Origin of the sequence: Microbacterium sp. Root53, from assembly GCF_001426925.1 — a bacterium.
Taxonomy (GTDB): Bacteria; Actinomycetota; Actinomycetes; order Actinomycetales; family Microbacteriaceae; genus Microbacterium.
Map to the genome: position 1 here is coordinate 262097 of NZ_LMFR01000024.1, position 23424 is coordinate 285520.

At 72.2% G+C, this 23424-nt stretch carries 25 protein-coding genes; 19 read left to right on the top strand and 6 right to left on the bottom strand.

Annotated features, from left to right (window positions below):
* Window positions 1–6: 6 nt before the first annotated feature.
* Window positions 7–597, top strand: a complete 591-nt coding sequence (gene mobA / locus ASD19_RS12690) for a molybdenum cofactor guanylyltransferase (RefSeq protein ID WP_055993314.1) — start codon at window positions 7–9, stop codon at window positions 595–597.
* On the opposite strand, the gene ASD19_RS12695 is transcribed toward mobA, so the two are convergent.
* A complete protein-coding gene (locus tag ASD19_RS12695) occupies window positions 579–1223 on the bottom strand; it encodes a class I SAM-dependent methyltransferase (RefSeq protein ID WP_055993315.1) in 645 nt (214 codons plus the stop codon). The two genes, mobA and ASD19_RS12695, sit on opposite strands and share 19 nt — an antisense overlap.
* A 156-nt stretch (window positions 1224–1379) precedes the next feature.
* On the opposite strand from ASD19_RS12695, the gene hflX reads away from it, so the two are divergent.
* On the top strand, window positions 1380–2915 hold the full coding sequence (gene hflX / locus ASD19_RS12700) for a GTPase HflX (RefSeq protein WP_055993317.1): 1536 nt from the start codon (window positions 1380–1382) through the stop codon (window positions 2913–2915).
* 2 nt (window positions 2916–2917) lie between these two features.
* Entirely contained in the window at window positions 2918–3514 is a 597-nt protein-coding gene (locus tag ASD19_RS12705; protein WP_055993319.1) for a GNAT family N-acetyltransferase, read from the top strand.
* Between the two features lie 7 nt (window positions 3515–3521).
* Here the strand turns inward: ASD19_RS12705 and ASD19_RS12710 are convergent, their stop codons facing one another.
* Together ASD19_RS12710 and lexA are read right to left on the bottom strand one after the other, a co-directional pair.
* Window positions 3522–5477, bottom strand: coding sequence for a S9 family peptidase (locus ASD19_RS12710; protein WP_055993321.1), 1956 nt, complete (start codon window positions 5475–5477; stop codon window positions 3522–3524).
* A gap of 30 nt (window positions 5478–5507) precedes the next feature.
* A complete protein-coding gene (gene lexA, locus ASD19_RS12715) occupies window positions 5508–6227 on the bottom strand; it encodes a transcriptional repressor LexA (protein ID WP_055993323.1) in 720 nt (239 codons plus the stop codon).
* A gap of 264 nt (window positions 6228–6491) precedes the next feature.
* Here lexA and ASD19_RS12720 point away from each other — a divergent pair, with 264 nt between their 5' ends.
* The 6 genes from ASD19_RS12720 to ASD19_RS12745 all read left to right on the top strand — a co-directional run bounded on the left by ASD19_RS12720 (window position 6492) and on the right by ASD19_RS12745 (window position 10937).
* Window positions 6492–6902, top strand: a complete 411-nt coding sequence (locus tag ASD19_RS12720; protein WP_082543182.1) for a LysM peptidoglycan-binding domain-containing protein — start codon at window positions 6492–6494, stop codon at window positions 6900–6902.
* 34 nt (window positions 6903–6936) lie between these two features.
* Window positions 6937–8028 (top strand): histidinol-phosphate transaminase, encoded by a 1092-nt coding sequence (locus ASD19_RS12725; RefSeq protein ID WP_374198154.1) that lies wholly within the window; start codon window positions 6937–6939, stop codon window positions 8026–8028.
* Between the two features lie 64 nt (window positions 8029–8092).
* Complete coding sequence (gene hisB / locus ASD19_RS12730; protein ID WP_055993327.1) at window positions 8093–8698, top strand: imidazoleglycerol-phosphate dehydratase HisB; 606 nt, start codon at window positions 8093–8095, stop codon at window positions 8696–8698.
* Window positions 8695–9381 (top strand): imidazole glycerol phosphate synthase subunit HisH, encoded by a 687-nt coding sequence (gene hisH, locus ASD19_RS12735; RefSeq protein WP_055993329.1) that lies wholly within the window; start codon window positions 8695–8697, stop codon window positions 9379–9381. Before hisB ends, hisH begins: the two co-directional genes overlap by 4 nt.
* A gap of 58 nt (window positions 9382–9439) precedes the next feature.
* Window positions 9440–10186 carry a bifunctional 1-(5-phosphoribosyl)-5-((5-phosphoribosylamino)methylideneamino)imidazole-4-carboxamide isomerase/phosphoribosylanthranilate isomerase PriA gene (gene priA / locus ASD19_RS12740; protein WP_055993331.1) on the top strand — a complete coding sequence of 249 codons (747 nt, stop codon included), beginning with the start codon at window positions 9440–9442 and terminating at the stop codon, window positions 10184–10186.
* On the top strand, window positions 10170–10937 hold the full coding sequence (locus tag ASD19_RS12745; protein ID WP_055993334.1) for an SseB family protein: 768 nt from the start codon (window positions 10170–10172) through the stop codon (window positions 10935–10937). The genes priA and ASD19_RS12745 overlap by 17 nt, the downstream gene beginning before the upstream one ends.
* Window positions 10938–10958: 21 nt before the next feature.
* Here the strand turns inward: ASD19_RS12745 and ASD19_RS12750 are convergent, their stop codons facing one another.
* Window positions 10959–11369: a DUF1844 domain-containing protein gene (locus ASD19_RS12750; protein WP_055993336.1), complete on the bottom strand. Its 411-nt coding sequence runs from the start codon at window positions 11367–11369 to the stop codon at window positions 10959–10961.
* A gap of 305 nt (window positions 11370–11674) precedes the next feature.
* Between ASD19_RS12750 and infC the strand changes: the two genes are divergently transcribed.
* The 10 genes from infC (at window position 11675) to pheT (ending at window position 21247) form a co-directional block, all read left to right on the top strand.
* Window positions 11675–12241: a translation initiation factor IF-3 gene (gene infC / locus ASD19_RS12755; protein WP_230667697.1), complete on the top strand. Its 567-nt coding sequence runs from the start codon at window positions 11675–11677 to the stop codon at window positions 12239–12241.
* A gap of 74 nt (window positions 12242–12315) precedes the next feature.
* Entirely contained in the window at window positions 12316–12510 is a 195-nt protein-coding gene (rpmI, locus tag ASD19_RS12760; RefSeq protein ID WP_055993338.1) for a 50S ribosomal protein L35, read from the top strand.
* 29 nt (window positions 12511–12539) lie between these two features.
* Window positions 12540–12926, top strand: a complete 387-nt coding sequence (gene rplT, locus ASD19_RS12765) for a 50S ribosomal protein L20 (protein ID WP_055993340.1) — start codon at window positions 12540–12542, stop codon at window positions 12924–12926.
* Between the two features lie 433 nt (window positions 12927–13359).
* Complete coding sequence (locus ASD19_RS12770; protein ID WP_055993343.1) at window positions 13360–14160, top strand: TrmH family RNA methyltransferase; 801 nt, start codon at window positions 13360–13362, stop codon at window positions 14158–14160.
* A 139-nt stretch (window positions 14161–14299) separates the two neighbouring features.
* Window positions 14300–15040, top strand: coding sequence for an amino acid ABC transporter ATP-binding protein (locus ASD19_RS12775; protein WP_055993345.1), 741 nt, complete (start codon window positions 14300–14302; stop codon window positions 15038–15040).
* 58 nt (window positions 15041–15098) lie between these two features.
* A complete protein-coding gene (locus tag ASD19_RS12780; RefSeq protein ID WP_055993347.1) occupies window positions 15099–15989 on the top strand; it encodes a glutamate ABC transporter substrate-binding protein in 891 nt (296 codons plus the stop codon).
* Between the two features lie 79 nt (window positions 15990–16068).
* On the top strand, window positions 16069–16725 hold the full coding sequence (locus ASD19_RS12785) for an amino acid ABC transporter permease (protein WP_055993349.1): 657 nt from the start codon (window positions 16069–16071) through the stop codon (window positions 16723–16725).
* A complete protein-coding gene (locus ASD19_RS12790; RefSeq protein WP_055993351.1) occupies window positions 16722–17648 on the top strand; it encodes an amino acid ABC transporter permease in 927 nt (308 codons plus the stop codon). Before ASD19_RS12785 ends, ASD19_RS12790 begins: the two co-directional genes overlap by 4 nt.
* A gap of 66 nt (window positions 17649–17714) precedes the next feature.
* On the top strand, window positions 17715–18755 hold the full coding sequence (gene pheS / locus ASD19_RS12795) for a phenylalanine--tRNA ligase subunit alpha (RefSeq protein WP_055993353.1): 1041 nt from the start codon (window positions 17715–17717) through the stop codon (window positions 18753–18755).
* The gene (gene pheT, locus ASD19_RS12800) at window positions 18755–21247 is read left to right on the top strand and encodes a phenylalanine--tRNA ligase subunit beta (protein ID WP_055993430.1); all 2493 of its coding nucleotides are present in this window, start codon (window positions 18755–18757) and stop codon (window positions 21245–21247) included. The genes pheS and pheT overlap by 1 nt, the downstream gene beginning before the upstream one ends.
* Before the next feature lie 96 nt (window positions 21248–21343).
* On the opposite strand, the gene ASD19_RS12805 is transcribed toward pheT, so the two are convergent.
* Both ASD19_RS12805 and ASD19_RS12810 read right to left on the bottom strand, forming a co-directional pair.
* Entirely contained in the window at window positions 21344–22276 is a 933-nt protein-coding gene (locus ASD19_RS12805) for a hypothetical protein (protein WP_156377200.1), read from the bottom strand.
* Between the two features lie 259 nt (window positions 22277–22535).
* Window positions 22536–23207 carry a protein-L-isoaspartate(D-aspartate) O-methyltransferase gene (locus tag ASD19_RS12810; protein ID WP_082543184.1) on the bottom strand — a complete coding sequence of 224 codons (672 nt, stop codon included), beginning with the start codon at window positions 23205–23207 and terminating at the stop codon, window positions 22536–22538.
* Window positions 23208–23424 lie beyond the last annotated feature (217 nt).

Here is a 23424-nt window from a genome sequence, read left to right on the forward strand (position 1 = left end):
CCGCGGATGGAGGCGCCGGCGCTGCGAGGGATCGTCCTCGCGGGCGGCCGCTCGTCACGGCTCGGCGGCCGCCACAAGCCCGCCATCGAGGTGGGCGGCGAGCCGATCGTGGCGCGCGTGGTGCGCGCGCTGCGGGCGATCGACGCCGAGCCCGTCGTGGTGGGCGACCCGGCCGGGGTGCCCGCCGGCGTCGCCGTCGTGCGCGAGGAGCCGCCGTTCGCGGGCCCTCTCGCCGCGATCGCCGCGGGGCTGGGGGCCCTGCCGCCCGCCGACGGGGTCGTGCTGGTGCTCGGCGGTGACATGCCGTTCGTGACCCCCGATGCGCTGCGGCGGCTGGCGTCGGCCGCGCCCGGCGCGGTGGCCCTGGCGGTCGATCCGTCCGGCCGGGACCAGCCGCTGTGCGCCGCATGGGACGAGCGTGTGCTGCGCGCCCGGGCCGCCGCCGTCGGCGATCCTCGTGACCGGCCCCTGCGCGCGCTCCTCGAGACCGTGGGCGACGCCATCCGCATCCCGCTGCCGGCCGCCGAGCTGGCCGACGTGGACACGCCGGAGGACCTGCGGCGCCTCGGCGCCGGTGATCAGACCCCGGGCAGCTGAAGCGGCTCGGTGCGCGGCGTGCCGTGGCGGCGCACCTTCAGCACGCGGTATCCCTTGCCGGTCGCGGTGCGGTAGACGCTGTAGCCGTCGTCGAACGTCGAGGCCAGCCAGCGCTGCAGCGAGTCGGATCCCAGATCGCGCTTGACGACCAGGTACGCGTCGCTGCGCTCGGCGAGCCGCGGGATCCACGTCTCCATGAGCTCGTGCAGCACCGACTTGCCGACCCGGATGGGCGGATTGGAGCGGATGGTGCGGAACGAGACCTCCGCGGGAACATCCTCGGGAAGCACGGCGTTGACGTTCTCGAGCCCCAGGGAGGCCGCGTTGCGGCGGACGAGGTCCAGGGCGCGCTCGTTCACGTCGACCGCCCAGATCCGGGCGTGCGGCGAGGCGAGGGCCATGCTGAGGGCGATCGGTCCCCAGCCGCATCCGAGGTCGAGGAAGTCGCCGCCGGAGGGAGGCTCCGGGGCGTTCGCGAGCAGCACCGCCGTCCCGGCATCGAGTCGTTCGGGACTGAACACACCGGCTGCTGTGGTCAGCTCCACGGTGCGTCCCGCGAGGGGCACGCGGATGCGTCGGAGGTTCTCGGCACTGGTGGGACTCGCAGAGAAGTAGTGGTCCACCATAGGGGGCCAGCGTACCGGAGGAGCGGGCGGCCCGGGAGTGCCCGGACGTGCTCGTCCGGTGCCGAGGGGCCCATGGCCGCGCGGGGCGCGGGAGAATAGGCTGGAGAGCTCGATACGCGGCAGGCGCCGCGCATCGGCTCGCGACGAAAGGCATGGATGACTGACACCACCACACCAGATCCCGACACCGACGGCGTCGTCGGTCAGGCAGAGCCGGATCTGGTGGATCGCGTGCTCTCGCGCGCCGAGGCGCGCACCGGGGCACGGGTCTTCGGAGCCGCGCAGGCGCTGCAGGATGCGACCACGACCGGCGAGGGCACGGCGGACGGCGAGCAGTGGGATCGCGAGGAGCGCGCGGCGCTGCGTCGCGTCGGCGGCCTCTCGACCGAGCTCGAGGACGTCACCGAGGTCGAGTACCGGCAGCTCCGGCTCGAGAACGTCGTGCTCGTGGGCGTGTACTCGCAGGGCTCGCTGACCGACGCGGAGAACTCGCTGCGCGAGCTCGCGGCGCTCGCCGAGACCGCTGGCGCCGTGGTGCTGGACGGCGTGCTCCAGCGGCGCCCGCACCCGGACCCCGCGACGTACATCGGTCGCGGCAAGGCCGACGAGCTCAAGGACATCGTCGCGGCCGTGGGAGCCGACACCGTGATCGCCGACACGGAACTCGCACCCAGCCAGCGGCGCGCGCTCGAGGACGTCGTCAAGGTCAAGGTGATCGACCGCACCACGGTGATCCTCGACATCTTCAGCCAGCACGCCAAGAGCCGCGAGGGCAAGGCTCAGGTCGAGCTCGCGCAGCTCGAGTACCTGCTGCCGCGCCTGCGCGGCTGGGGTGACTCGATGAGCCGCCAGGCGGGTGGCCAGGTCGGCGCCGGCGGCGCGGGCATGGGCTCGCGCGGTCCCGGTGAGACGAAGATCGAGCTCGACCGCCGTCGCATCCGCACGCGCATGGCGCAGCTGCGCCGGCAGATCCGCGACTTCGCGCCCGCGCGCGAGGCGAAGCGGGGCGAGCGTAAGCGCAACACGATCCCCTCGGTCGCGATCGCCGGCTACACCAACGCCGGCAAGTCGAGCCTGCTGAACCGGCTCACCAGCGCCGGGGTCCTGGTCGAGAACGCGCTGTTCGCGACCCTCGACGCCACGGTGCGGCGGTCCGAGACCTCGGACGGCCGCGTCTACACGATCGCCGACACGGTCGGCTTCGTGCGCAACCTGCCGCACCAGCTCGTGGAGGCGTTCCGTTCGACCCTCGAGGAGGTGGCCGACGCCGACGTCATCCTGCACGTCGTCGACGCGCATCACCCCGACCCGGCCGGGCAGCTGCAGACCGTCCGCGACGTGATGGGCGACGTGGGCGCGCGCGACATCCACGAGATCGTCGTCTTCAACAAGGCCGATCTCGTGGACGACGACACGCGCCTCGTCCTGCGGGGCCTCGAGCCGAACGCGGTCTTCGTGTCCTCGCGCAGCGGCGAGGGCATCGACGAGCTGCGCGCGGCCATCGAGGCGGCGCTGCCAATGCCCGAGGTCGAGATCCGCGCGCTCGTCCCGTACGACCGCGGCGAGCTGATCTCGGCCATCCACGAGCAGGGGCACCTTCTCGAGCGCTCGCACGAGGAGGGCGGCACGCTGGTGCACGCCCACGTGTCCGAGCGCCTCGCCGCGGCGCTCGAGCCCTTCCGCGTGGCCTGAGCATGCGGATCCGGCCGTACGCAGCCGCCGACCGCGACGCCGTCGCGGAGATCTGCCTGCGCACGGCCGACTACGGCGGGGACGCCACGGGCGTGCTCGAGGACGACGGGCTGTGGGCGGACGTGTGGGCGCTGCCGTACGTGTCCCGCCACCCGGACCTGGCCTTCGTGCTCGAGGACGAGGGCCGCGTGATCGGGTACGTGGTCGGCACGGACGACACCGACGCCTTCGAGGAGTGGTTCCGGGTCGACTGGTGGCCGTCGCGCACCGAGGGACGCGCGCGACCCGAGCGGGAGCGAACGCGCCAGGAGGGCATCCTGCTCTACGCCTACGGACGCCGGCCGGGCGCGGAGCCGTACGCCGCGGCGGGCTACCCCGCGCACCTGCACATCGACCTGCTGCCCGAGGCCCAGGGGCGGGGGTGGGGGCGCCGGCTCATCGAGGCGCTGGTCGCCGAGCTGCGCCGCCGCGGCGTGCCGGGGCTGCACCTGACCGCCGCGACCCGGAACGCCGGCGCACTGGCGTTCTACGACCGCGTCGGGTTCTCGCGCCTGCCCTCGCACGAGGGGGTCCAGGCGTTCGGGATGCGACTGGGTTGACCCGGAGTCAGTCCAGGTCGATCGGCGGCACCCCGGGGGTCTCGAACCCGAGGATCGCGCCCAGGAAGGCCAGCTCGGCCTCGAACGCGCGCACGAGCGTCTCCGCCTGCCGGAAGCCATGCGACTCGCCCTCGAACAGCAGGTACTTGTGCGGCACGCCGTTGGCCGCCAGCGCGTCGCGCAGCGCCTCGGACTGCGACGGCGGCACCACCGGGTCGTCGGCGCCCTGCAGGATGAGCAGCGGCGTCCGCAGCGTCTCGGGCCGCGACAGGGGCGAGCGGCTGACGTACAGCGGCTCGGCCTGGGGGAGCGGGCCGACGAGGCCGTCGAGGTACCGCGCCTCGAAGTCGTGCGTGTCGTCGGCCAGCCGCCGCAGGTCCGCGACGCCGTAGCGGCTGATGCCGGCGGCGAACACGTCGGTGTCGGCGACCGCGCACAGCACGGTCCAGCCGCCGGCCGAGCCGCCCTTGATCGCGATCCGGGCGGGATCCGCCAGACCCGCCGCCGCGAGCCCCCGCGCGGCGGCGGCCGTGTCGGCGACGTCGACGATGCCCCAGCGGCCGCGCAGCCGCTCGCGGTACGCGCGGCCGTAGCCGGTCGATCCGCCGTAGTTCACGTCGAGAACGCCGATGCCGCGGCTCGTGAAGTACGCGACCGCGAGCGAGAGCTCGCCCGACGCGTGCGCGGTCGGCCCGCCGTGCACGAGCACGAGGTACGGAGGCAGCTCGCCCTCGGGAGCGGTCGCATCCGGGTTGGTCGGAGGGTACGCGAACGCGTGGACGTCGCCGTCCGGACCCTCGAAGGTCACGGCGCGGGAGGTCGGCATCCATTCAGGGGCGAGCGCCGAGACCCCGCCCCGCAGCGCGGTGAGCGTGCGCGCGTCGACGTCCAGGAGCCAGAGGCCTCCGGGGACGCGGATGCCGGCGCCCGTGAGCAGGACGCGGGAGCCCTGTGCGTCCCGCACGAGCACCCCGCCGGTGAGCGAGGTCTCCAGGCCGTCCACCGCGCCGCACGTCGGATCGATCACGATGAGCTCGTCGGCGCCGTGCGTGCGCACCGCGACGATCCGGCCGTCGTCGAGCGCCGCGAACCAGCGGGTCGCGAGGTTCCACAGCGGTCCGCCCGTGTCGGCGTCGGCGGGGTAGATCGGCTCCGGGCCGGTCGCGGCGAGGCCGTCGAACCGCACCCAGTGGAGGTTCCAGCGGCCCTCGGGGTCGGCGGTGAACATGAGCTCGTCGTCGCCGGTCCACTCGGGCTGCAGCGCCGAGATCCCGCCGTCCTCCGTGCGGCCCCCCGCGACCACCACGTGCTCCGACACGCGCCCGTCGGGGCCGATCCGGCCCACGCGCAGCTCGGAGGCGTCCCACGGCATGTCCGGGTGGTCCCACGCGATCCAGGCGAGTCGGTCGCCGCGCGGCGCCGGGTACGCGAGGAAGTCCGAACCGGCCACCACGCTGAGGATCGCCTCGGGATCGTCGGCCGCGGAGCCGTCGAGCGGGATCACGACGATATCGCGCACGGGGGAGCGGTCGCCGGCGTGTGTCTCGCGCACGGCCCACAGCCGGCCCCCGCCGTCGGGACCGGCGGCGAACGTGAGGTCGCCGAAGCTCATCCCGAGGCCCGCCGGCGTGAGGGGCTCGGGCGCGCCGCCCACGGTCAACCGGTGCACGCGCTGATCCGAGCCCTCCACGAAAAGCAGCTCGGAGGCCGGCGTGACGGTCCACGCACCGCCGCCGTACTCGTGCACGCGCGAGCGCGCGTTCCAGGGCGCCGGCAGCAGCGCCTCGGGCTCGTCGTCCGTGAGCCGGAAGACCGCGGTGCGCCCCCGCTCCGACGGCACGCTCTCGCTCCACCAGATCTCGTCGCCCACGAAGCGCGCGCCGTCCAGGCGAGGCGAGCCTCCGGCGATGTCGGCTGCCGCGATCGGCGAGGGCCAGGATCCGTATGGGAGCGTCTGTGCCATGCCCCCACGCTATCGGGGAGCCCGCGGAGGTCAGACCGCGCGCATCACCGCGACGACCTTGCCCAGCACGACCGCCTCGTCGCCGAGGATCGGCTCGAACGCGGAGTTGCGCGGCAGGAGCCACGTGTGGCCGTCGCGCTGCCGGAAGACCTTGACCGTGGCCTCGCCGTCGAGCATGGCCGCGACGATGTCGCCGTTCTCCGCCGTGTTCTGCACGCGCACGACCACCCAGTCGCCGTCGCAGATCGCGGCGTCGATCATGGACTCGCCCGAGACCTTCAGCATGAACAGCTCGCCCTTGCCGACCAGCTGGCGGGGGAGCGGGAAGATCTCCTCGACCTGCTGATCGGCCGTGATCGGCACGCCCGCCGCGATGCGGCCGACGAGCGGCACCATGGCGGCGTCGCCGACCGTGGGCATGCCCGCGTCGAGGTTCTCCGCCGACTGGCCGGGGAGGTCGATCAGCACCTCCATCGCACGCGTCTTGCCGGGGTCGCGGCGCAGGTAGCCGCTCAGCTCGAGCTGCCCCAGCTGATGCGTGACGCTCGAGAGCGACTTGAGGCCGACCGCGTCGCCGATCTCGCGCATCGTGGGCGGGTAGCCCTTGGTCTGGATCGAGCGCTGGATGACCTCGAGGATGGCCAGCTGCTTGTCGCTGAGGCTCTTGCGGCGCCGCGTGCGGGGCTTCTCGTCGGCCGCGGCCGACTGTCCGGCGTCGAGGTCCGACGTGCTGGTGTCGACGGCGCTCATGTCCCGTGCTCCTTCGCTCCGACATCCGATGTCGGTGGCCCGTGGTGGAGTGTGCTTCATCGAAACGGTATCCGAGACCCACGCGGATCCGGAAGATCTGTTCGAGCGTGTCGCGTGACATCTCGGACCGGTTTTCGAAGAAGACGTTGACAGATTCGAATCTTCGAAGATAGATTCGGAACAGAGCTTCGCATCCGGCCCTCCCGGCCGAGTGCCGGATGCGAAGCCTCTCCGATCCTCTCGAGGAAGCTGAAGGAGCCGCAGATGACCACCGTGAGCATCACCGCCTACCAGGCCCCGGTCCGCCCCGCCCGTGCCCTCCGCACCGAGCGCGCCGTCCGCGTGGCGCCGGCGACGCGGCTGCGGCTCACGCGCCGCGGTCGTCGCGTGCTGGCCGCCCTCGCCGCGGCTCCGGTCGCCGCGGGCCTGGCCCTCGCCGTCATCAGCGGCGGAGGCGCCCTCGCGTCGCGCGAGGACGGCGCACCCGCCGGCACGTTCGACACCGTGACGGTCATGGCGGGCGACTCGCTCTGGTCGATCGCGGAGGAGATCGCTCCGGCCGCGGACCCGCGCGACGTGGTGGACGCGATCGTCGCGCTGAACCAGCTGCAGAGCTCGTCGGTCGCCGCCGGAGAGCGGCTCGCGATCCCGGCGGAGTACTCCTCGGCCCGCTGACGGACGAGAGGCCACCCGTCCGAGCGGCCCTAGCATTGAGAGGGTGACGGTCACTCTCGACGAACTGCCGATCCGCGACGACCTGCGCGGGCAGAAGCCCTACGGGGCACCTCAGGCGCCTCTCCCCGTGGCACTCAACGTCAACGAGAACACGCATCCCGTGCCGGCCGAGGTCGCGGACGACATCGCCGACGCGGTGGCCCAGGCTCTGCGCAACGTCAACCGCTACCCGGATCGCGAGTTCACCGAGCTCCGGCAGGGCTTCGCGCAGTACCTCGGCCACGGCCTCGACGAGAGCCGGATCTGGGCCGGCAACGGCTCGAACGAGGTGCTGCAGCACGTGCTGCAGGCGTTCGCGGGTCCCGGGCGCTCGGCGTTCGGCTTCGAGCCCACCTACTCCATGTACCGGCTCCTCACACGGGGCGTCGGGTCCGAGTGGATCGGCGGCACGCGCGGCCACGACTACACGATCGACCCGGAGGACGCGGCCCGCCAGGTGGCGGAGGCGCGGCCCGATGTCGTGTTCCTGTGCGCCCCCAACAACCCCACTGGCACGCCGCTGTCGCTCGACGTGGTCGAGGCCGTGTACGACGCGACAGACGGCATCGTGGTGGTGGACGAGGCGTACCAGGAGTTCGCGCCGCACGAGTCGCCCTCGGCGCTGACGCTGCTGGGCGGGCGCCCCCGCCTCGCGGTCTCGCGCACCATGAGCAAGGCGTTCGCCTTCGCCGGCGCCCGCGTGGGCTATCTCGCGGCCGATCCGGTGCTGATCGACGCGCTGCGCCTGGTCCGTCTCCCGTACCACCTCAGCGCGCTGACGCAGGCGGCCGCGACCGCGGCTCTGCGGCACTCCGACACCATGCTGCGGATGGTCGACGAGATCGTCGTGCAGCGGGACCGGATGTCGGCGACGCTCGAGGCGCTCGGCTACCGCGCGTACGAGTCGTGGACGAACTTCGTGCTGTTCGGCGGCGTCTCCGACCCCGCCGCGACGTGGCAGGCGCTGTACGACCGAGGCGTGCTCATCCGCGACATCGGCATCCCCGGCCACCTGCGGGTCACGGCCGGCACCGAGGAGGAGACCACGGCGTTCCTGGAGGCCCTGGCCGAGCTGGGCCGTCGCTGAGCGGAGGCCGTGCGCGGTCGCCGCGCGGTCCGGCGGCGACCGCGCCCCGACTAGACTCGCGGGCATGACGACTGCCCGAATCGCACGCCGCACCCGCTCCACCAGCGAGTCGAGCGTCGAGCTGGAGCTGAACCTCGACGGCACCGGCCGCAGCACCATCTCGACCGGCGTGCCGTTCTTCGACCACATGCTGACGGCGTTCGCGAAGCACTCGCTGACCGATCTCACGGTGACCGCGACGGGCGACACCCACATCGACGCCCACCACTCGGTCGAGGACATCTCGATCGTGCTGGGCCAGGCGATCCGCGAGGCCCTCGGCGACAAGTCGGGCATCTCGCGCTACGGCGACGCCCTCGTGCCGTTGGACGAGGCGCTCGCGCAGGCCGTCGTCGACATCTCCGGCCGGCCGTTCCTCGTGCACGAGGGCGAGCCCGCCGGCTTCGAGCTCCACCTGATCGGCGGTCACTTCACCGGGTCGCTCGTGCGCCACACGTTCGAGGCGCTCGCATTCAACGCGGGCCTCACGATGCACGTGCGCGTCATCTCGGGCCGCGATCCGCACCACATCGCCGAGGCCGAGTACAAGGCGCTCGCGCGCGCGTTCCGCCAGGCGAAGGCGCTCGATCCGCTGGTCGAGGGCATCCCGTCGACCAAGGGAGCCCTGTGAGCGAGGCGAACACCCCCGACGACGCCGTGCGCGAGGGCGACAAGCCCGTCGTCGCGGTCCTGGACTACGGCTCCGGGAACATCCACTCCGCCGTCAAGGCCCTGCAGTCGGCGGGAGCGGACGTGCGGCTCACGCGCGACCGCGGCCTGATCCTCGACGCGGACGGCCTGCTCGTCCCCGGCGTCGGCGCCTTCCGGGCCGTCATGGAGCAGCTGCGGTCCGTGCGGGGTCCCGAGCTCATCGAGCGCCGCCTGGCGGGCGGACGGCCCGTGCTGGGCATCTGCGTCGGCATGCAGGTGCTGTTCGAGCACGGCATCGAGCGGGGCGTCGACACGGAGGGCCTCGGCGAGTGGCCCGGCGTGGTCGAGGAGCTCAAGGCGCCCGTCGTGCCGCACATGGGCTGGAACACGGTGGAGGCGGGGGAGGGCTCGCGCCTGTTCCGCGGGCTCGAGGACGAGCGCTTCTACTTCGTGCACTCGTTCGCCGCGCAGGAGTGGACGCTCGACGTCCAGCCGCCCTTCCCGCAGCCGGTCCTGACCTGGGCGGAGCACGGCGGCCGCTTCCTCGCGGCCGTCGAGAACGGGCCCCTCTCGGCCACCCAGTTCCACCCCGAGAAGTCGGGGGAGGCGGGCATCCGCCTGCTGCGGAATTGGATCGACGGCCTCCGCGGGGCTAACCTCTGAGATCGTGCCCGCGACGGGAGATTCCCGGCGCTCGCGGATCCGAAGCACATTGGGAGCTATGAACGACTTCGCGTCCACCCCCGGACTGATCCTGCTGCCCGCTGTCGACGTCGCCGACGGCAAGGCCGTCCGCCTGACCCAGGGCGCCGCCGGCACCGAGACCGACTACGGCGACCCCATCGAGGCGGCCGAGAACTGGGCCAAGCAGGGTGCCGAGTGGATCCACCTGGTCGACCTGGACGCGGCGTTCGGCCGCGGCAGCAACGCGGGCGTCCTGCGCAAGGTGATCAAGCACCTGCGCGGCGTGAACGTCGAGCTGTCGGGCGGCATCCGCGACGACGCCTCGCTCGAGGCGGCCCTCGAGAGCGGCGCGCAGCGCATCAACCTCGGCACCGCGGCGCTCGAGAACCCCGAGTGGACCGCGTCGGTCATCGGCCGCTACGGCGACGCGATCGCCGTCGGCCTGGACGTGCGCGGCACGACGCTCGCGGCGCGCGGCTGGACGCAGGAGGGCGGCGACCTCTGGGACGTGCTGGAGCGCCTCGAGGAGGCCGGCTGCAGCCGCTACGTCGTGACCGACGTCACGAAGGACGGCACGCTGCGCGGGCCGAACCTCGACCTCCTGCGCGAGATCACGGCGCGCACCCCGAAGCCCATCGTGGCGTCTGGCGGCGTCTCGAGCCTCGACGACATCGCGGCGCTGCGTCGCCTGGTGCCGAACGGCGTCGAGGGCGCGATCGTGGGCAAGGCCCTCTACGCGGGCGCGTTCACGCTCGCCGAGGCGCTGGATGTCGCGGCCGACTGACCGCGCAGACTCCGCCGGCGTCCCGTGGGAGGGACGTCACTTCGAGGCGAACCCCCACGCGTCCGACGACGGCTCCGCCGACCCCGCGCTGCTCGCGGCGCTGACCGCCTTCCGCGCGGGTGACGGGGATCAGGTCGCGGTCGTCGACGCGCTGCGTCGCGCGCGCGTGCTGATTCCGCTGGTGGCAGAGAAGGGCGACGAGGGCGTCGGCGCGCACGGGCTTGTGGTGGACAAGACGCAGGAGCTCTCGATCGTCACGGTCGCCGCGCCGGACGGCCGCAGCGTGCTGCCGGTGTTCAGCTCCGTCGAGGCGCTGGGTCGCTGGGACGCGAAGGCCCGTCCGATCCCCGTCGAGGCGGTGCGCGCGGCGCTGGCCGCGTCGGCAGAGCACACGGACCTGATGGTGCTGGACCCCACGTCCGACACGGAGTTCGTCGTCCGCCGCCCGGCCGTCTGGGCGATCGCGCAGGGCGAGCCGTGGACCCCCAGCTTCGCCGACCCCGACGTCTTCCTCGGCCTGCAGGAGAGCATCGCGGGCGAGCTCGCCGTGCTCGACCTCGAGGTGGAGCCGGGAGACCCGACCGCGCGGCTGCAGGGGCCCGAGCTCGTGGTGCGGCTCACGCTCATGTCCGGGCTGGACCGGACCGAGCTCGACGCCGTGCTGGCTCGCCTGGCGCGCCGCTGGTCGACCGACGACCGCGTGGCGACCCTCGTCGACTCGCTCGCGGTCAAGCTCGCGAGCACTGAGTAGCCGCCGCGGGGCGGGTGCCGGTCAGACGACCGGGCCCGTCCACTTCTCGCCGGGGCCCTTGCCCAGCTCGTCCGGGATGGTCGAGATCTCGCGGAAGCGCAGCTGCAGGGACCGCAGGCCGTCGCGGATGGGGCGCGCGTGCATGTCGCTGATCTCGGGGGCGGCGGCGGTCACGAGGCCGGCGAGCGCGTTGATGAGCTTGCGCGCCTCGTCGAGGTCGATGTCGGCGTCGGCGTCGGGGGAGTCCGCGAGGCCGAGCTTGACGGCGGCCGCGCTCATGAGGTGGACGCAGGCCGAGCCGATGACCTCGACGGCCGCGACGTCCGCGATGTCCCGCACGGCCGAGGTGTCGGCCGCGGCGCGGTCCTGCTCCTCCCAGCGCGCCTCGCGCTGGGCGTCGAAGGAGTGGGTGTGGCCGGGGTTGGTGCTCATGTGCCGCTCTCTGCTAGACTTTCCCGGGCTCCGGACCTTCTCGCATGAGAAGCCGGACGAAAGAGGATTCACTTCCCACCCGCGCTTGCCGTCATAAGGCTACCGGGTCATGCACTCCCTCGCGTTCGCGCGAGTGTTCCAGGCCGCCGCGGCATGCCTGGTCGGGTGAGGCCGACGTGTGACGTCTGCCGGGTGGATGCTGAGTCTCTCTCCCGCCCGTGGCACGAAAACGTCGTCACGGTGGCCTCAGTCACCCACCCAAGGAGTTCCGCATCAGCGATCCCCGTACCAACGAGCGCATCCGCGTGCCCGAGGTCCGACTCGTCGGCCCGAACGGCGAGCAGATCGGCGTCGTCCGCATCGAGGCCGCCCTCCGCCTGGCGCAGGAGGCCGATCTCGACCTCGTCGAGGTGGCCCCCAACTCGAAGCCTCCCGTCGTCAAGATCATGGACTACGGGAAGTTCAAGTACGAGGCCGCGCAGAAGGCCAAGGAGGCCCGTCGCAATCAGGCCAACACGGTCCTCAAGGAGGTCCGGTTCCGCCTGAAGATCGACGAACACGACTACGAGACCAAGCGCAAGCGCGCGGAGGGCTTCCTGAAGTCGGGTGACAAGGTGAAGGCCATGATCCTGTTCCGCGGTCGCGAACAGTCGCGCCCCGAGCAGGGCGTTCGCCTGCTGAAGAAGTTCGCGGACGACGTCGCCGAGTTCGGCACCGTCGAGTCCAACCCCAAGGTGGACGGCCGGAACATGGTGATGGTCATCGCGCCGCACAAGAACAAGTCCGAGGTCAAGACCGAGCAGAACGCGCAGCGCGCGGCCACCAAGGCCGCGGCGCGCGAGGCGAAGGCGCAGGCCCCGGCCGCGGAGTGATCCGCCCCACAGACTCCCGCTCCGGCGGGTGCACACAACGTCGCCCCGAGGGGCGCATCACGAAGGAAGAGAAGATGCCGAAGCAGAAGACCCACTCGGGCAGCAAGAAGCGCTTCAAGATCACCGGCAGCGGCAAGATCAAGAAGCAGCAGGCGGGCATGCGCCACAACCTCGAGTCCAAGTCGAGCCGTCGCACGCGCCGTCTCAACCAGGACCAGGTCATCTCGGGCAACGACCTCAAGCAGGTCAAGAAGCTCCTCGGTCGCTGACGCGAACATCCCGTTAGGAAGAATGAAGAATGGCTAGAGTCAAGCGGGCAGTCAACGCCCAGAAGAAGCGTCGCGTCATCCTCGAGCGCGCCTCGGGTTACCGTGGCCAGCGTTCGCGCCTGTACCGCAAGGCGAAGGAGCAGGTCACCCACTCGCTCGTCTACGCGTACCGCGACCGTCGTAAGCGCAAGGGCGACTTCCGTCGCCTGTGGATCCAGCGCATCAACGCCGCCGCGCGTCAGAACGGCATCACCTACAACCGCTTCATCCAGGGCCTCGGCCTCGCGGGCGTGCAGGTGGACCGTCGCATCCTGGCCGAGCTCGCCGTGAACGAGCCCGCCACGTTCGCCTCGCTCGTCGCGACCGCCAAGGCCGCGCTGCCCAGCGACGTGAACGCGCCCAAGTCGGCTGCGTAAGCACCCTTCTCGCGAGAGGGCGTCCCTTCGGGGCGCCCTCTTGTTTTTTCAGAAGCGGTCGCACGCTCGCGCTGGCGCTGGCGCGCCGGACACTCGCGAGCGAGGAACGTCGCTTCGCTCCGTTCGGCAGCGCTTCGCGCTGCGTTTGGCCGCTTCGCGGCACGCTCGCTGGGCCCCCGGCGCAGAGGCTCCGGCCGTCGCGAATGCGACGGTCGGAGAAGCGCACGGGGACGCTCGCACGACCGTCGATGACCCGGGGTTGCTGCCGGCTCTCACTCTCACCGGTGGTCCGAGCGGAGGGACGGAGCGGGGGCGTGACGCGGGTCATCCAGGCCCCTGCGGGTCGCTGCGTGTTCCCCGAGGTGACGTGCGCGCGGCGCGCGCGTCACCTGCGCTTCATGTCGGTATGCCTGCGCGGCCATAGACTGTCGACGTGCTGGAGAATCCGCGGTCGCCGCGCGTGAGGGCCGTCGCCAAGCTGGCCAAGCGCAACGCGCGCAAGGAGACCGGGCTGTTTCTCCTGGAGGGGCCGCAGGCGGTGCGCGAGGCGCTCGCCTTCCGGCCCGAGACCCTCGTCGAGCTGTTCGCCACGCCCACCGCCCTCGAGCGGCACCAGGACGTCCGCACGCTGCTGACAGATGAGGGCCTGCACGCGCAGTTCGTCTCGGAGGCCGTGCTCGAGGCGATGGCCGACACCGTGACGCCGCAGGGCTTCGTCGCGGTCGCCCGGCAGAACCCCACGGCCGTGAAGGACATCTTCGCCGAGGGGCCGCGTCTCATCGCGATCTGCGAGGAGGTGCGCGACCCGGGCAACCTGGGCACGATCATCCGCGCCGCCGACGCCGCCGGCGCCGACGCCGTCGTGCTCACGGGGCGCACGGTCGATCCGTACAACCCGAAGGTCGTTCGCTCCACGACCGGATCGCTCTTCCACCTGCCGGTCGCGGTCGGGGGCGAGCTCGAGGACATCGTCGAGCGCGCCCATGCCGCCGGGCTCACGGTGCTCGCGGCCGATGTGAAGGGCGACGACCTGCTCGCCGCGCGCGCCGAGGGGCTCCTCGCGCGCCCGACGGCCTGGCTGTTCGGCAACGAGGCGCACGGGCTCGAGGACGCCGCGCTGGGCCTCGCGGATCGCGCGCTGAAGCTGCCGATCTTCGGTCGCGCGGAGTCGCTGAACCTCGCCACGGCCGCCAGCGTGTGCCTCTACGAGAGCGCCTTCGCGCAGCGCGCCTGAGCCGCCGTCGGAGCCCGCGACATACCCGGACTGGCGGCTGACCGGGATATTCCGATTCGCGCACACGGCCTGTTACAAGTCGGTAAAGCGCCGCTCCGCCTGCTGGCCGGGCTCCGCACGACGGCCTAGGGTGAATCGCATGACTGAGCCCCTCGTCGTCGTCAAGGACGTGCAGAAGCACTATGGCGACTTCCACGCGCTGAAGGACATCGACCTCACGGTCGGCAAGGGCGAGGTCGTCGTCGTGATCGGCCCGTCGGGGTCCGGCAAGTCGACGCTGTGCCGGACGATCAACCGCCTCGAGACGATCACGAGCGGCACCATCACGATCGACGGCAGGGAGCTGCCCAAGGAGGGCAAGGGGCTCGCCGAGCTGCGCGCGGACGTCGGCATGGTGTTCCAGTCGTTCAACCTGTTCGCCCACCTGACGATCCTCGAGAACGTCACGCTCGGCCCGATCAAGGTGCGCGGCCTGAGCAAGGCCGAGGCCGAGAAGCAGGCCAAGGCGCTGCTGGACCGCGTCGGCGTGGGGCACCAGGCGGCCAAGCTCCCGGCCCAGCTGTCGGGCGGCCAGCAGCAGCGCGTCGCGATCGCGCGAGCCCTGGCGATGAAGCCGAAGGTCATGCTCTTCGACGAGCCCACCAGCGCGCTCGACCCCGAGATGATCAACGAGGTGCTCGACGTCATGGTGTCGCTCGCCAAGGAGGGCATGACGATGATCGTCGTGACCCACGAGATGGGCTTCGCGCGCAAGGCGGCGAACCGCGTCGTGTTCATGGCCGACGGGCAGATCGTCGAGGAGGCGACGCCCGAGGAGTTCTTCACCAACCCGAAGAGCGATCGCGCGAAGGACTTCCTCTCGAAGCTCATCACGCACTGACCCGCCGTCGCGCGAAGCCGCGCGACGATGAGGAACCACCCCACCAAGGAGGAATCACATGCGCAAGTCCCGGATCTTCACGGGCGCCGGCATCGGCCTGACGGCCCTGCTCGCGCTCACCGCGTACAACAGCGGATCGCCCACCGACCCCGGCGCAGGCGAGGGGGACGGCGGCGACGCCCTCTGGGAGGTCGCGACCGACGTCCAGCTCGAGGGAAGCCCGACGTTCGACCGCATGTCGGAGGCCGGCGAGGTCGTCATCGGCGTCAAGGCGGACCAGCCGGGCCTCGGCTACGAGGACCCCGTGACCGGCGAGCGCACCGGCTTCGACGTGGACATCGCGCGCTGGATCGCGGCGTCGCTGGGCTTCGGCGAGGACCAGATCCAGTTCGAGACCATCCCGTCGGCCAACCGCGAGCAGGAGCTCATCAACGGGAACATCGACTACTACGTCGGCACCTACTCGATGACGCCGGCGCGCGACGAGGTCATCGACTTCGCCGGGCCGTACTTCATCACGGGCCAGGGCCTCCTGGTCGCGGCCGACGACGACTCGATCAACGGCCCCGAGGACCTCGAGGGCAAGGTCACCTGCTCCGTCACGGGCTCCACCCCGCTGCAGCGCATCCGCGAGGAGTACAGCGGCGAGGTCACCGAGCGCCAGACCTACTCGGAGTGCGTCGAGCAGCTCAAGGCCGGCCAGGTGGACGCGATCACGACCGACGAGGCGATCCTCGCCGGCTACGTCGCGCTCGAGCCGGAGGAGCTCAAGCTCACGGGCGAGATCTTCAGCGAGGAGCGCTACGGCGTCGGCATCGCCGACGGCGACACGGCGCTCAAGGACCACATCAACTCCCTCTTCACGGAGGGCGGCGACGTCTGGAACGCGCTGTTCGAGAAGCACCTCGCGCCCGCCGGCGTCGAGGCGACTCAGCCCGCCGTCGACTGACGGCACCCGCCCGGGACGGCCGCGCGACGGCCGTCCCGGGCCCTGATCCTTCCCATCCGACGCGCGCGAAAGGAGCGGCATGGGCGTCATCACCGACAACCTCGACCTGTGGGGCGAGGCGCTGCTCGGCACGCTGCAGCTGTTCTTCGGCGGCGGTCTCGTCGCGCTGATCCTGGGCACCATCGTGGGCGCGATGCGCGTCTCGCCGGTGCCGATCGCGCGCGCCGTCGGCACGTTCTACGTCAACACCATCCGGAACACGCCGCTCACGCTCGTGTTCTTCGGCTTCGCGTTCGCGCTCCCGCCGCTGATCGAGGTCCGTGCGAGCGGCCCCGCGGCGATGGGCTTCGCGATCGCGGCGCTGGGCGTGTACACCGCGACGTACGTGGCGGAGACGATCCGCTCCGGCATCAACACCGTGCCCGTGGGGCAGGCCGAGGCGGCACGCGCGATCGGGCTGACCTTCGGTCAGGTCATGAGCCTGGTCGTGCTGCCGCAGGCGTTCCGCTCGGTCATCCCGCCCATGATGAGCGTGTTCATCGCGCTGCTGAAGAACACGACCGTCGCGGCGGGCTTCTCGGTCCTGAACCTCGGATCGATGCGCGACTGGCTGAGCGAGCGCGGCGAGAACCAGCTGCTCGTGATCGTGTGGGTGATGGTGATCTTCGTGGCCCTGGTGATGCTGCTCTCGTGGGCGCAGCGCAACCTCGAGAAGCGTTGGACGGTGGCACGATGAGCGGCAGCGTTCTGTACGACGTCCCGGGCCCCCGGGCGATCATCCGCAACCGGATCATCGGCATCCTGACGATCGTCGTCGTCCTCGGGATCATCGCCTTCTTCGTGTGGCGCCTGTTCGCCACGGGCCAGTTCGCCGCCTCGAAGTGGGAGGCGTTCAGCTACACGCGCATCTGGGAGCAGATCGCGATCGGCCTGTGGAACACGGTCAGCGCCTTCGCGCTCGCGGCCGTCGGCGCCCTGGCCGTCGGGTTCGTGCTCGCGATCGGCCGCCTGTCCGATCACGCCTGGGTGCGCTGGCCCGTCACGGCCGTGGTCGAGTTCCTCCGCGCCGTGCCCGTCCTGGTCATGATGTTCCTGCTGTACTACGGCCTGCCCGTGATCGGCATCCGGATGCCGAGCTACTGGGTCGTCGTGATCGCGCTCGTCGCGTACAACGGCTCGGTGCTGGCCGAGGTCATCCGCGCCGGCGTCGAGGCGCTGCCGCGCGGTCAGCGCGAGGCCGGCTACGCGATCGGTCTGCGCAAGTCGGGCGTGATGCGCCTGATCCTGCTTCCCCAGGCGGTGCGGGCGATGATGCCCGTCATCCTGTCGCAGCTCGTCGTGACGCTCAAGGACACCGCGCTCGGCTTCATCATCACGTACGAGGAGCTGCTGTTCTTCGCCAAGCGCCTCGGCGCCGCCGCGACGCTCGACTCGCCGATCATCCAGTCCACGATCGTCGTGGGCGCGATCTACATCGGGCTCTGCCTGCTGCTGTCGGGCGCCGCGCGCCTGGTGGAGAAGCGGATGCAGAAGTCGCCGCGCGTGCGCGCCGCGCAGGAGGCCATCGCGCCGCGCCTGCACGAGGGCACCGACACCGAGGTGATCGCGGCGCAGGACCTGGCGCACCTGGACGACGTGGCGAAGGCCGACGGTCGCTGATCCCGCGAGCCGCGCCCCCAGGGGCGCGGCACGGGCGGCATCCGGCCGCGGATAGACTCGGTTCTCGTGCCTGACGTTCCCGAGATCACCCCTGAGGCGGTGGAGGCTGCGGTCGCGGACGCGCTGGCGGCGATCGCCGCGGCCCCCGACACCGCGGCCCTGAAGGCCGCCCGATCGGCGCACGCGGGGGAGGGATCCCCGCTGGCCGCGCTCAACGCGCAGATGCGCCACGTCCCCAACGACCGCAAGGCGGAGTTCGGCAAGCTGGTCGGCGGCGCGCGCGGACGCGTCAACCAGGCGCTCGCGGCCCGCGAGGCGGAGCTCGCCGAGGCCGAGACCGCCGCGCGCCTCGAGGCGGAGCGCATCGACATCACGGCGGTCGCCTCGCGCACCCGCGTGGGCGCGCGCCACCCCATGAGCGTCCTGCAGGAGCAGATCAGCGACGTGTTCGTCGGCATGGGCTGGGAGATCGCGGAGGGCCCCGAGCTCGAGCACGAGTGGTTCAACTTCGACGCGCTCAACTTCGACGAGGACCACCCGGCGCGTCAGATGCAGGACACGTTCTTCGTGGATCCCGTCGCACGCCACCTCGTGATGCGCACGCACACCAGCCCCGTGCAGGTGCGGTCGATGCTCGAGCGCGACCTGCCGATCTACGTGCTGTGCCCCGGTCGCGTGTACCGGACCGACGAGTTCGACGCCACGCACCTGCCGGTGTTCACGCAGGCCGAGGGCCTCGTGGTCGACAAGGGCATCACGATGGCGCACCTGAAGGGCACGCTCGACCACATCGCCAAGGCGCTGTTCGGCGAGGAGGCCAAGACGCGCCTGCGCACCAACTACTTCCCGTTCACGGAGCCGTCGGCCGAGTTCGACCTGTGGCACCCGACCTTCAAGGGCGGCGCGCGCTGGATCGAGTGGGGCGGCTGCGGCATGGTCAACCCCAACGTGCTGCGCGCGGCCGGCATCGACCCCGAGGTGTACTCGGGCTTCGCGTTCGGGATCGGGATCGAGCGGGCCCTGATGTTCCGCTCGGACGTGCAGGACATGCGCGACATGGCCGAGGGCGATGTCCGCTTCAGCGAGCAGTTCGGGATGGTGGTGTGATGCGCGTCCCGCTTTCGTGGCTGCGTGAGTACGTGGACGTCCCCGCAGGGGCGACGCCCGAGGACGTCCTCGCGGCGCTCGTGTCGGTCGGCTTCGAGGAGGAGGAGGTCATCCGCTTCGAGCTGACCGGCCCCGTCGTCGTCGGCCGCGTGGTCTCCTTCGAGGAGGAGCCGCAGAAGAACGGCAAGACCATCCGCTGGTGCCAGGTCGACGTCGGCGAGCCCGAGCCGCGCGGCATCGTGTGCGGTGCGTCGAACTTCTTCGAGGGCGACAAGGTCGTGGTGTCGCTGCCCGGCGCCGTGCTTCCCGGCCCGTTCGCGATCTCGGCGCGCAAGACGTACGGGCACGTCTCTGACGGCATGATCGCGTCGGCGCGCGAGCTGGGCCTCGGCGACGAGCACAACGGCATCCTGCGACTCGCCGAGCTCGGACTCGACCCCGAGCCCGGCACGGACGCGATCGCGCTCCTGGGCCTCGACGACGTCGCGGTCGACGTGAACGTCACCCCCGACCGCGGCTACGCCATGTCGATCCGCGGCATCGCGCGGGAGTACGCCCACGCGACCGGAGCGGACTTCCGCGACCCCGCGCAGCTGGCGTCGATCGGATCCGGCACCGGGTTCCCGGTCGTCGTCGACGACCGGGCGCCGATCCGCGGCCGCAACGGCGTCACGGAGTTCGTGACGCGCGCAGTGCGCGGCGTCGACCCGTCGCGGCCGACCCCGCCGTGGATGGTCGCCCGCCTGACGCTCGCAGGCATCCGCTCGATCTCGCTGCTGGTCGACATCACGAACTACGTGATGCTCGAGCTCGGCGGCCCGATCCACGGCTACGACCTGAACAGGCTCACGGGCGGGATCACCGTGCGTCGCGCGACCGAGGGCGAGACCCTCGAGACGCTCGACGGCCAGGTGCGCAAGCTCTCCACCGAGGACCTCCTGATCACCGACGACTCGGGCCCCATCGGCCTGGCCGGCGTGATGGGCGGCGCCCACACCGAGATCGGCGACGACACGACCGACGTGCTGATCGAGGCGGCGGTGTTCGACACCGTGTCGATCGCGCGCACGGCGCGCCGCCACAAGCTGCCCAGCGAGGCGTCGCGCCGGTTCGAGCGCGGCGTCGACCCGCTGCTGCCGGCCGCGTCGGCGCAGCGCGTGGTCGACCTCATGGTCGAGCTGGGCGGCGGAACGGCCGACGAGCTCGGCAGCGCCCTCGGCGCGACGTACGCGCCCGAGGCGATCGCACTGCCCGCCGGTTTCGTCCAGCGCCTCGTGGGCGTGGACTACACCGCGGCCCGCATCGCCGAGACGCTGACGATGATCGGCTGCGAGGTCGTGGAGACCGCGGACGGATGGAGCGTCACTGCGCCGTCGTGGCGACCGGACCTCACCGACAAGTGGACGCTCGCCGAGGAGGTGGCGCGCATCGACGGGGTCGACAAGATCCCGTCCGTCCTGCCGACCCCGCCGTCCGGCCGCGGCCTCACGCCGGCGCAGCAGGGGCGTCGCCGCGTGGCGAACGCGCTCGCGGCGACCGGGTTCGTCGAGACGCCGTCGTTCCCGTTCACGACCGAGGAGCAGAACGACCTGCACGGCTCGGCGTCGGGCGAGCACCTGCCCAGCGTGCGCCTCGCGAACCCGCTGGACGGCCAGGCGCCGTTCCTGCGCCGATCGCTCGTCCCGGGGCTGCTGCAGACCGCGCACCGCAACGTGGCGCGCGGGCTCACCGACCTGGCGCTGTACGAGATCGGGGCGGTGTTCCTGCCGAAGCCGGGCGTGGAGTACGGCACGCCGAGCGTGCCGCCGCTCGCGGTGCGCCCCGACGCCGAGACGCTCGCGCGCCTGGACGCGTCCATCCCGCCGCAGCCGCGCCACGTGGCGCTGCTGCTGGCCGGCGCGGTCGCGCCCAAGCAGCCGGGTCGCGAGGCCGAGGCCGCGGGCCTCGAGGTGGCACTCGACGCGGTCCGCGTCATCGCGGCCGCCGCGGGCGTCGAGATCGAGGTCGCGCAGGGCCGTCGCGCGGCGCTGCACCCGGGCCGCACCGGCGTGCTCACGGTCGGCGGCGCCGAGGTCGGCTACGTCGGCGAGCTGCTGCCGCAGGTGGCCGAGGACGCCGACCTGCACGGCCGCGTCACGGTGGCCGAGCTCGACCTCGACGCGCTGCTGACGCTCGCGGGCGAGCGCGTGACGGTCGCCTCGCTGTCCACGTTCCCCGCGGCCACGCAGGACGTGTCGCTCGTGGTCGACGCCGCGCTGCCGGCCGGCGAGCTGCGCCGCACGCTCGTGGAGGGAGCGGGCGAGCTGCTCGAGGGCGTGCGCCTGGTCGACGACTACCGAGGCCAGGGCATCCCGGAGGGCCGCAAGAGCCTGACCTTCGCGCTGCGCTTCCGCGCGCCCGACCGCACCCTCACGGCCGCGGAGGCCACCGAGGCCAAGCTCGCGGGCGTCGCGCTCGCGGCCGAGCGCCACGGCGCCGCCCTCCGCGAGTAGCTCCGCGCCGCCTCGCGCCGCCGCGCCATCCGCGAGACGGCAACTCCGCGCCGAGACTGCAGTGGATCGCTGCAGTCTCGGCGCGGAGCTGCTTGGTCAGCGCGGAGTTGCGGTCCGGCCGCGGGGAGGATCGATTGCCGCAGGCAGCGTCAGCAACGGTGCCGCCACACGGGGCCGCTCCGGTCGTAAGCCGCTCGCCCGGAGCGCGGCGTCGAGCGCATCCGGATCGCGAGCCTCGCCCCATCCCCACCGGGCGACGCCGTCGCAGCCGCGACGCAGGATGTCCTCGCGTCGCTTCTCCTCCCGCAGGCGTGCGCGTCCGCTCTCGCCGTCGTACTTGAGATCGCCGTCGGCCTCGCCGATCCGACGCTGAGCGCGCCAGTACATGTCGACGCGGAACACGTCGCCGGCAGAGGTGCGGAACACCACCTGAAGCTCCGGTGCGGGGTACCCGAGCCATTCGATGCCCGCGCGGCTGATCGACTCGAGACTGCTCTCCGCGAGCGGAGTGGCGCGGGTGAGCGGCCATCGCGCGGCGGCGCGTCCGCGTGCGCTCGTCCTCAGCTCGTTCAGCTCGAGCAGGTGACCGGCATCCAGTGCGGGCGTGAGTCGCAGCAGCGCGTCGGCCGTCATCAGGCCGAGCGCGGGATGTCGGTGGCGCGCGATGTCGACCGCCGTGTCGGCGGGCGCGACGAACGCGATCCCGTCCATCCGGACGATCTCGCGCTGGTCGGTCGATACGTGGGTCCGCACCTGGCCGACCAGCCGGGAGGTGCCGTCGGCGCTCAGCACGTGGATCTCCGTCGGCTCGCCGACGATCGGCAGGCCCGTGAGCACGGCCGCCGATTCGAGCGCGAACACGGCACCGGGGCGCAGCAGCGCATGCGCGTGAACCCGGGCCAGGTATCGGTCCCACGGCGGGAGCAGGTCCCAGAGCGCCTTCGGTGCGTAGACGCCGAGCGCCACGCGATGCAGCTCGCCCCGGCGCTCGGCGACGTCGAGGCGGAAGGCGGCGTCTCCAGGCCGCATCAGCGGCACCGGACACGGTCGGATGGTGACAATCTCGGGCAGCGCGATCGACATGGCGGCACGCTCCCGCACCCTGCCGTCGCGTGTCGGACGTCACGATCCGATCGGAGCGGATCCCGACGGATCCGGATCTGTGGACGAACGACCGAGGCGCGCCGGCGACAATGCAACCGCGCGCCGAAACATCAACGCCGCGCCGAAACCGCAGCGCACCACTGCGCTTTCAGCGCGGCGTTGCTGTCTCGCAGCCGCGCCGCGCTCAGCGCAGGCCGTGCTCGCCGCGGAGGGGGACGAAGCGGACGGCGCCGAGGTCGTCGCGGTCGTACTCGTCGCCGCGGCGGATGAGGCGGATCAGCTGCTGCCACCCGAGGCCGCGCTCTAGCGGCATCACGATGCGGCCGCCGTCCGCGAGCTGGTCGAGCCATGGGGCGGGGATCTCGGGGCCCGCGGCCGCGGCGAGGATCGCGTCGAACGGCGCGGCGTCCGCCAGCGCCAGCGTCCCGTCGCCGGAGGCGACCCGCACGCGCTCGAATCCCGCCGCGTCGAGCGCGCGCCGCGCGGTCGCGGCCAGCTCCGCCACGTACTCGATCGACCACACCTCGGCGCCCATCGCGGCGTAGACGGCGGCCGCGTACCCCGAGCCGGTGCCGACGTCGAGCACGCGGTCGCCGGGGGAGATCCGCCCGGCCTCGGCCGTCAGCGCGACGATGTACGGCTGCGAGATCGTCTGGCCGTGCTCGATCGGCAGCGGCGAGTCGGAGTACGCGTCGCGCGCGAGGTGCTCCGGCACGAACCGCTCCCGCGGCACGCGGTCCATGGCATCGAGCACCCGGCGGTCGCGGATGCCCCGCGCCTCCAGATGCCACTCGATCATCTCCCGGCGCCGCTGGCGGAGCAGGGCGTCGAGACCGGATCCGGCTGCCTCGCCCATGGCCCCACGGTACGTCGGCCGCCGGCGTTCTGCTACGCTCGCGGCATGTCCGCCGGCGCCCTCGTCCCGATGCTCGCTCCGAGCATCGACGTGCGCCGACGTCCGCGTGGCCGCCGAATCTCGGCGACGCCGCGAAGCTCCCGCGCCTGACGGCCCGGTCGAGCGGCCTGGGATCCAGGTCAGTGGCGTCGCCGTCAACGGCCCTCGCTCACGGACA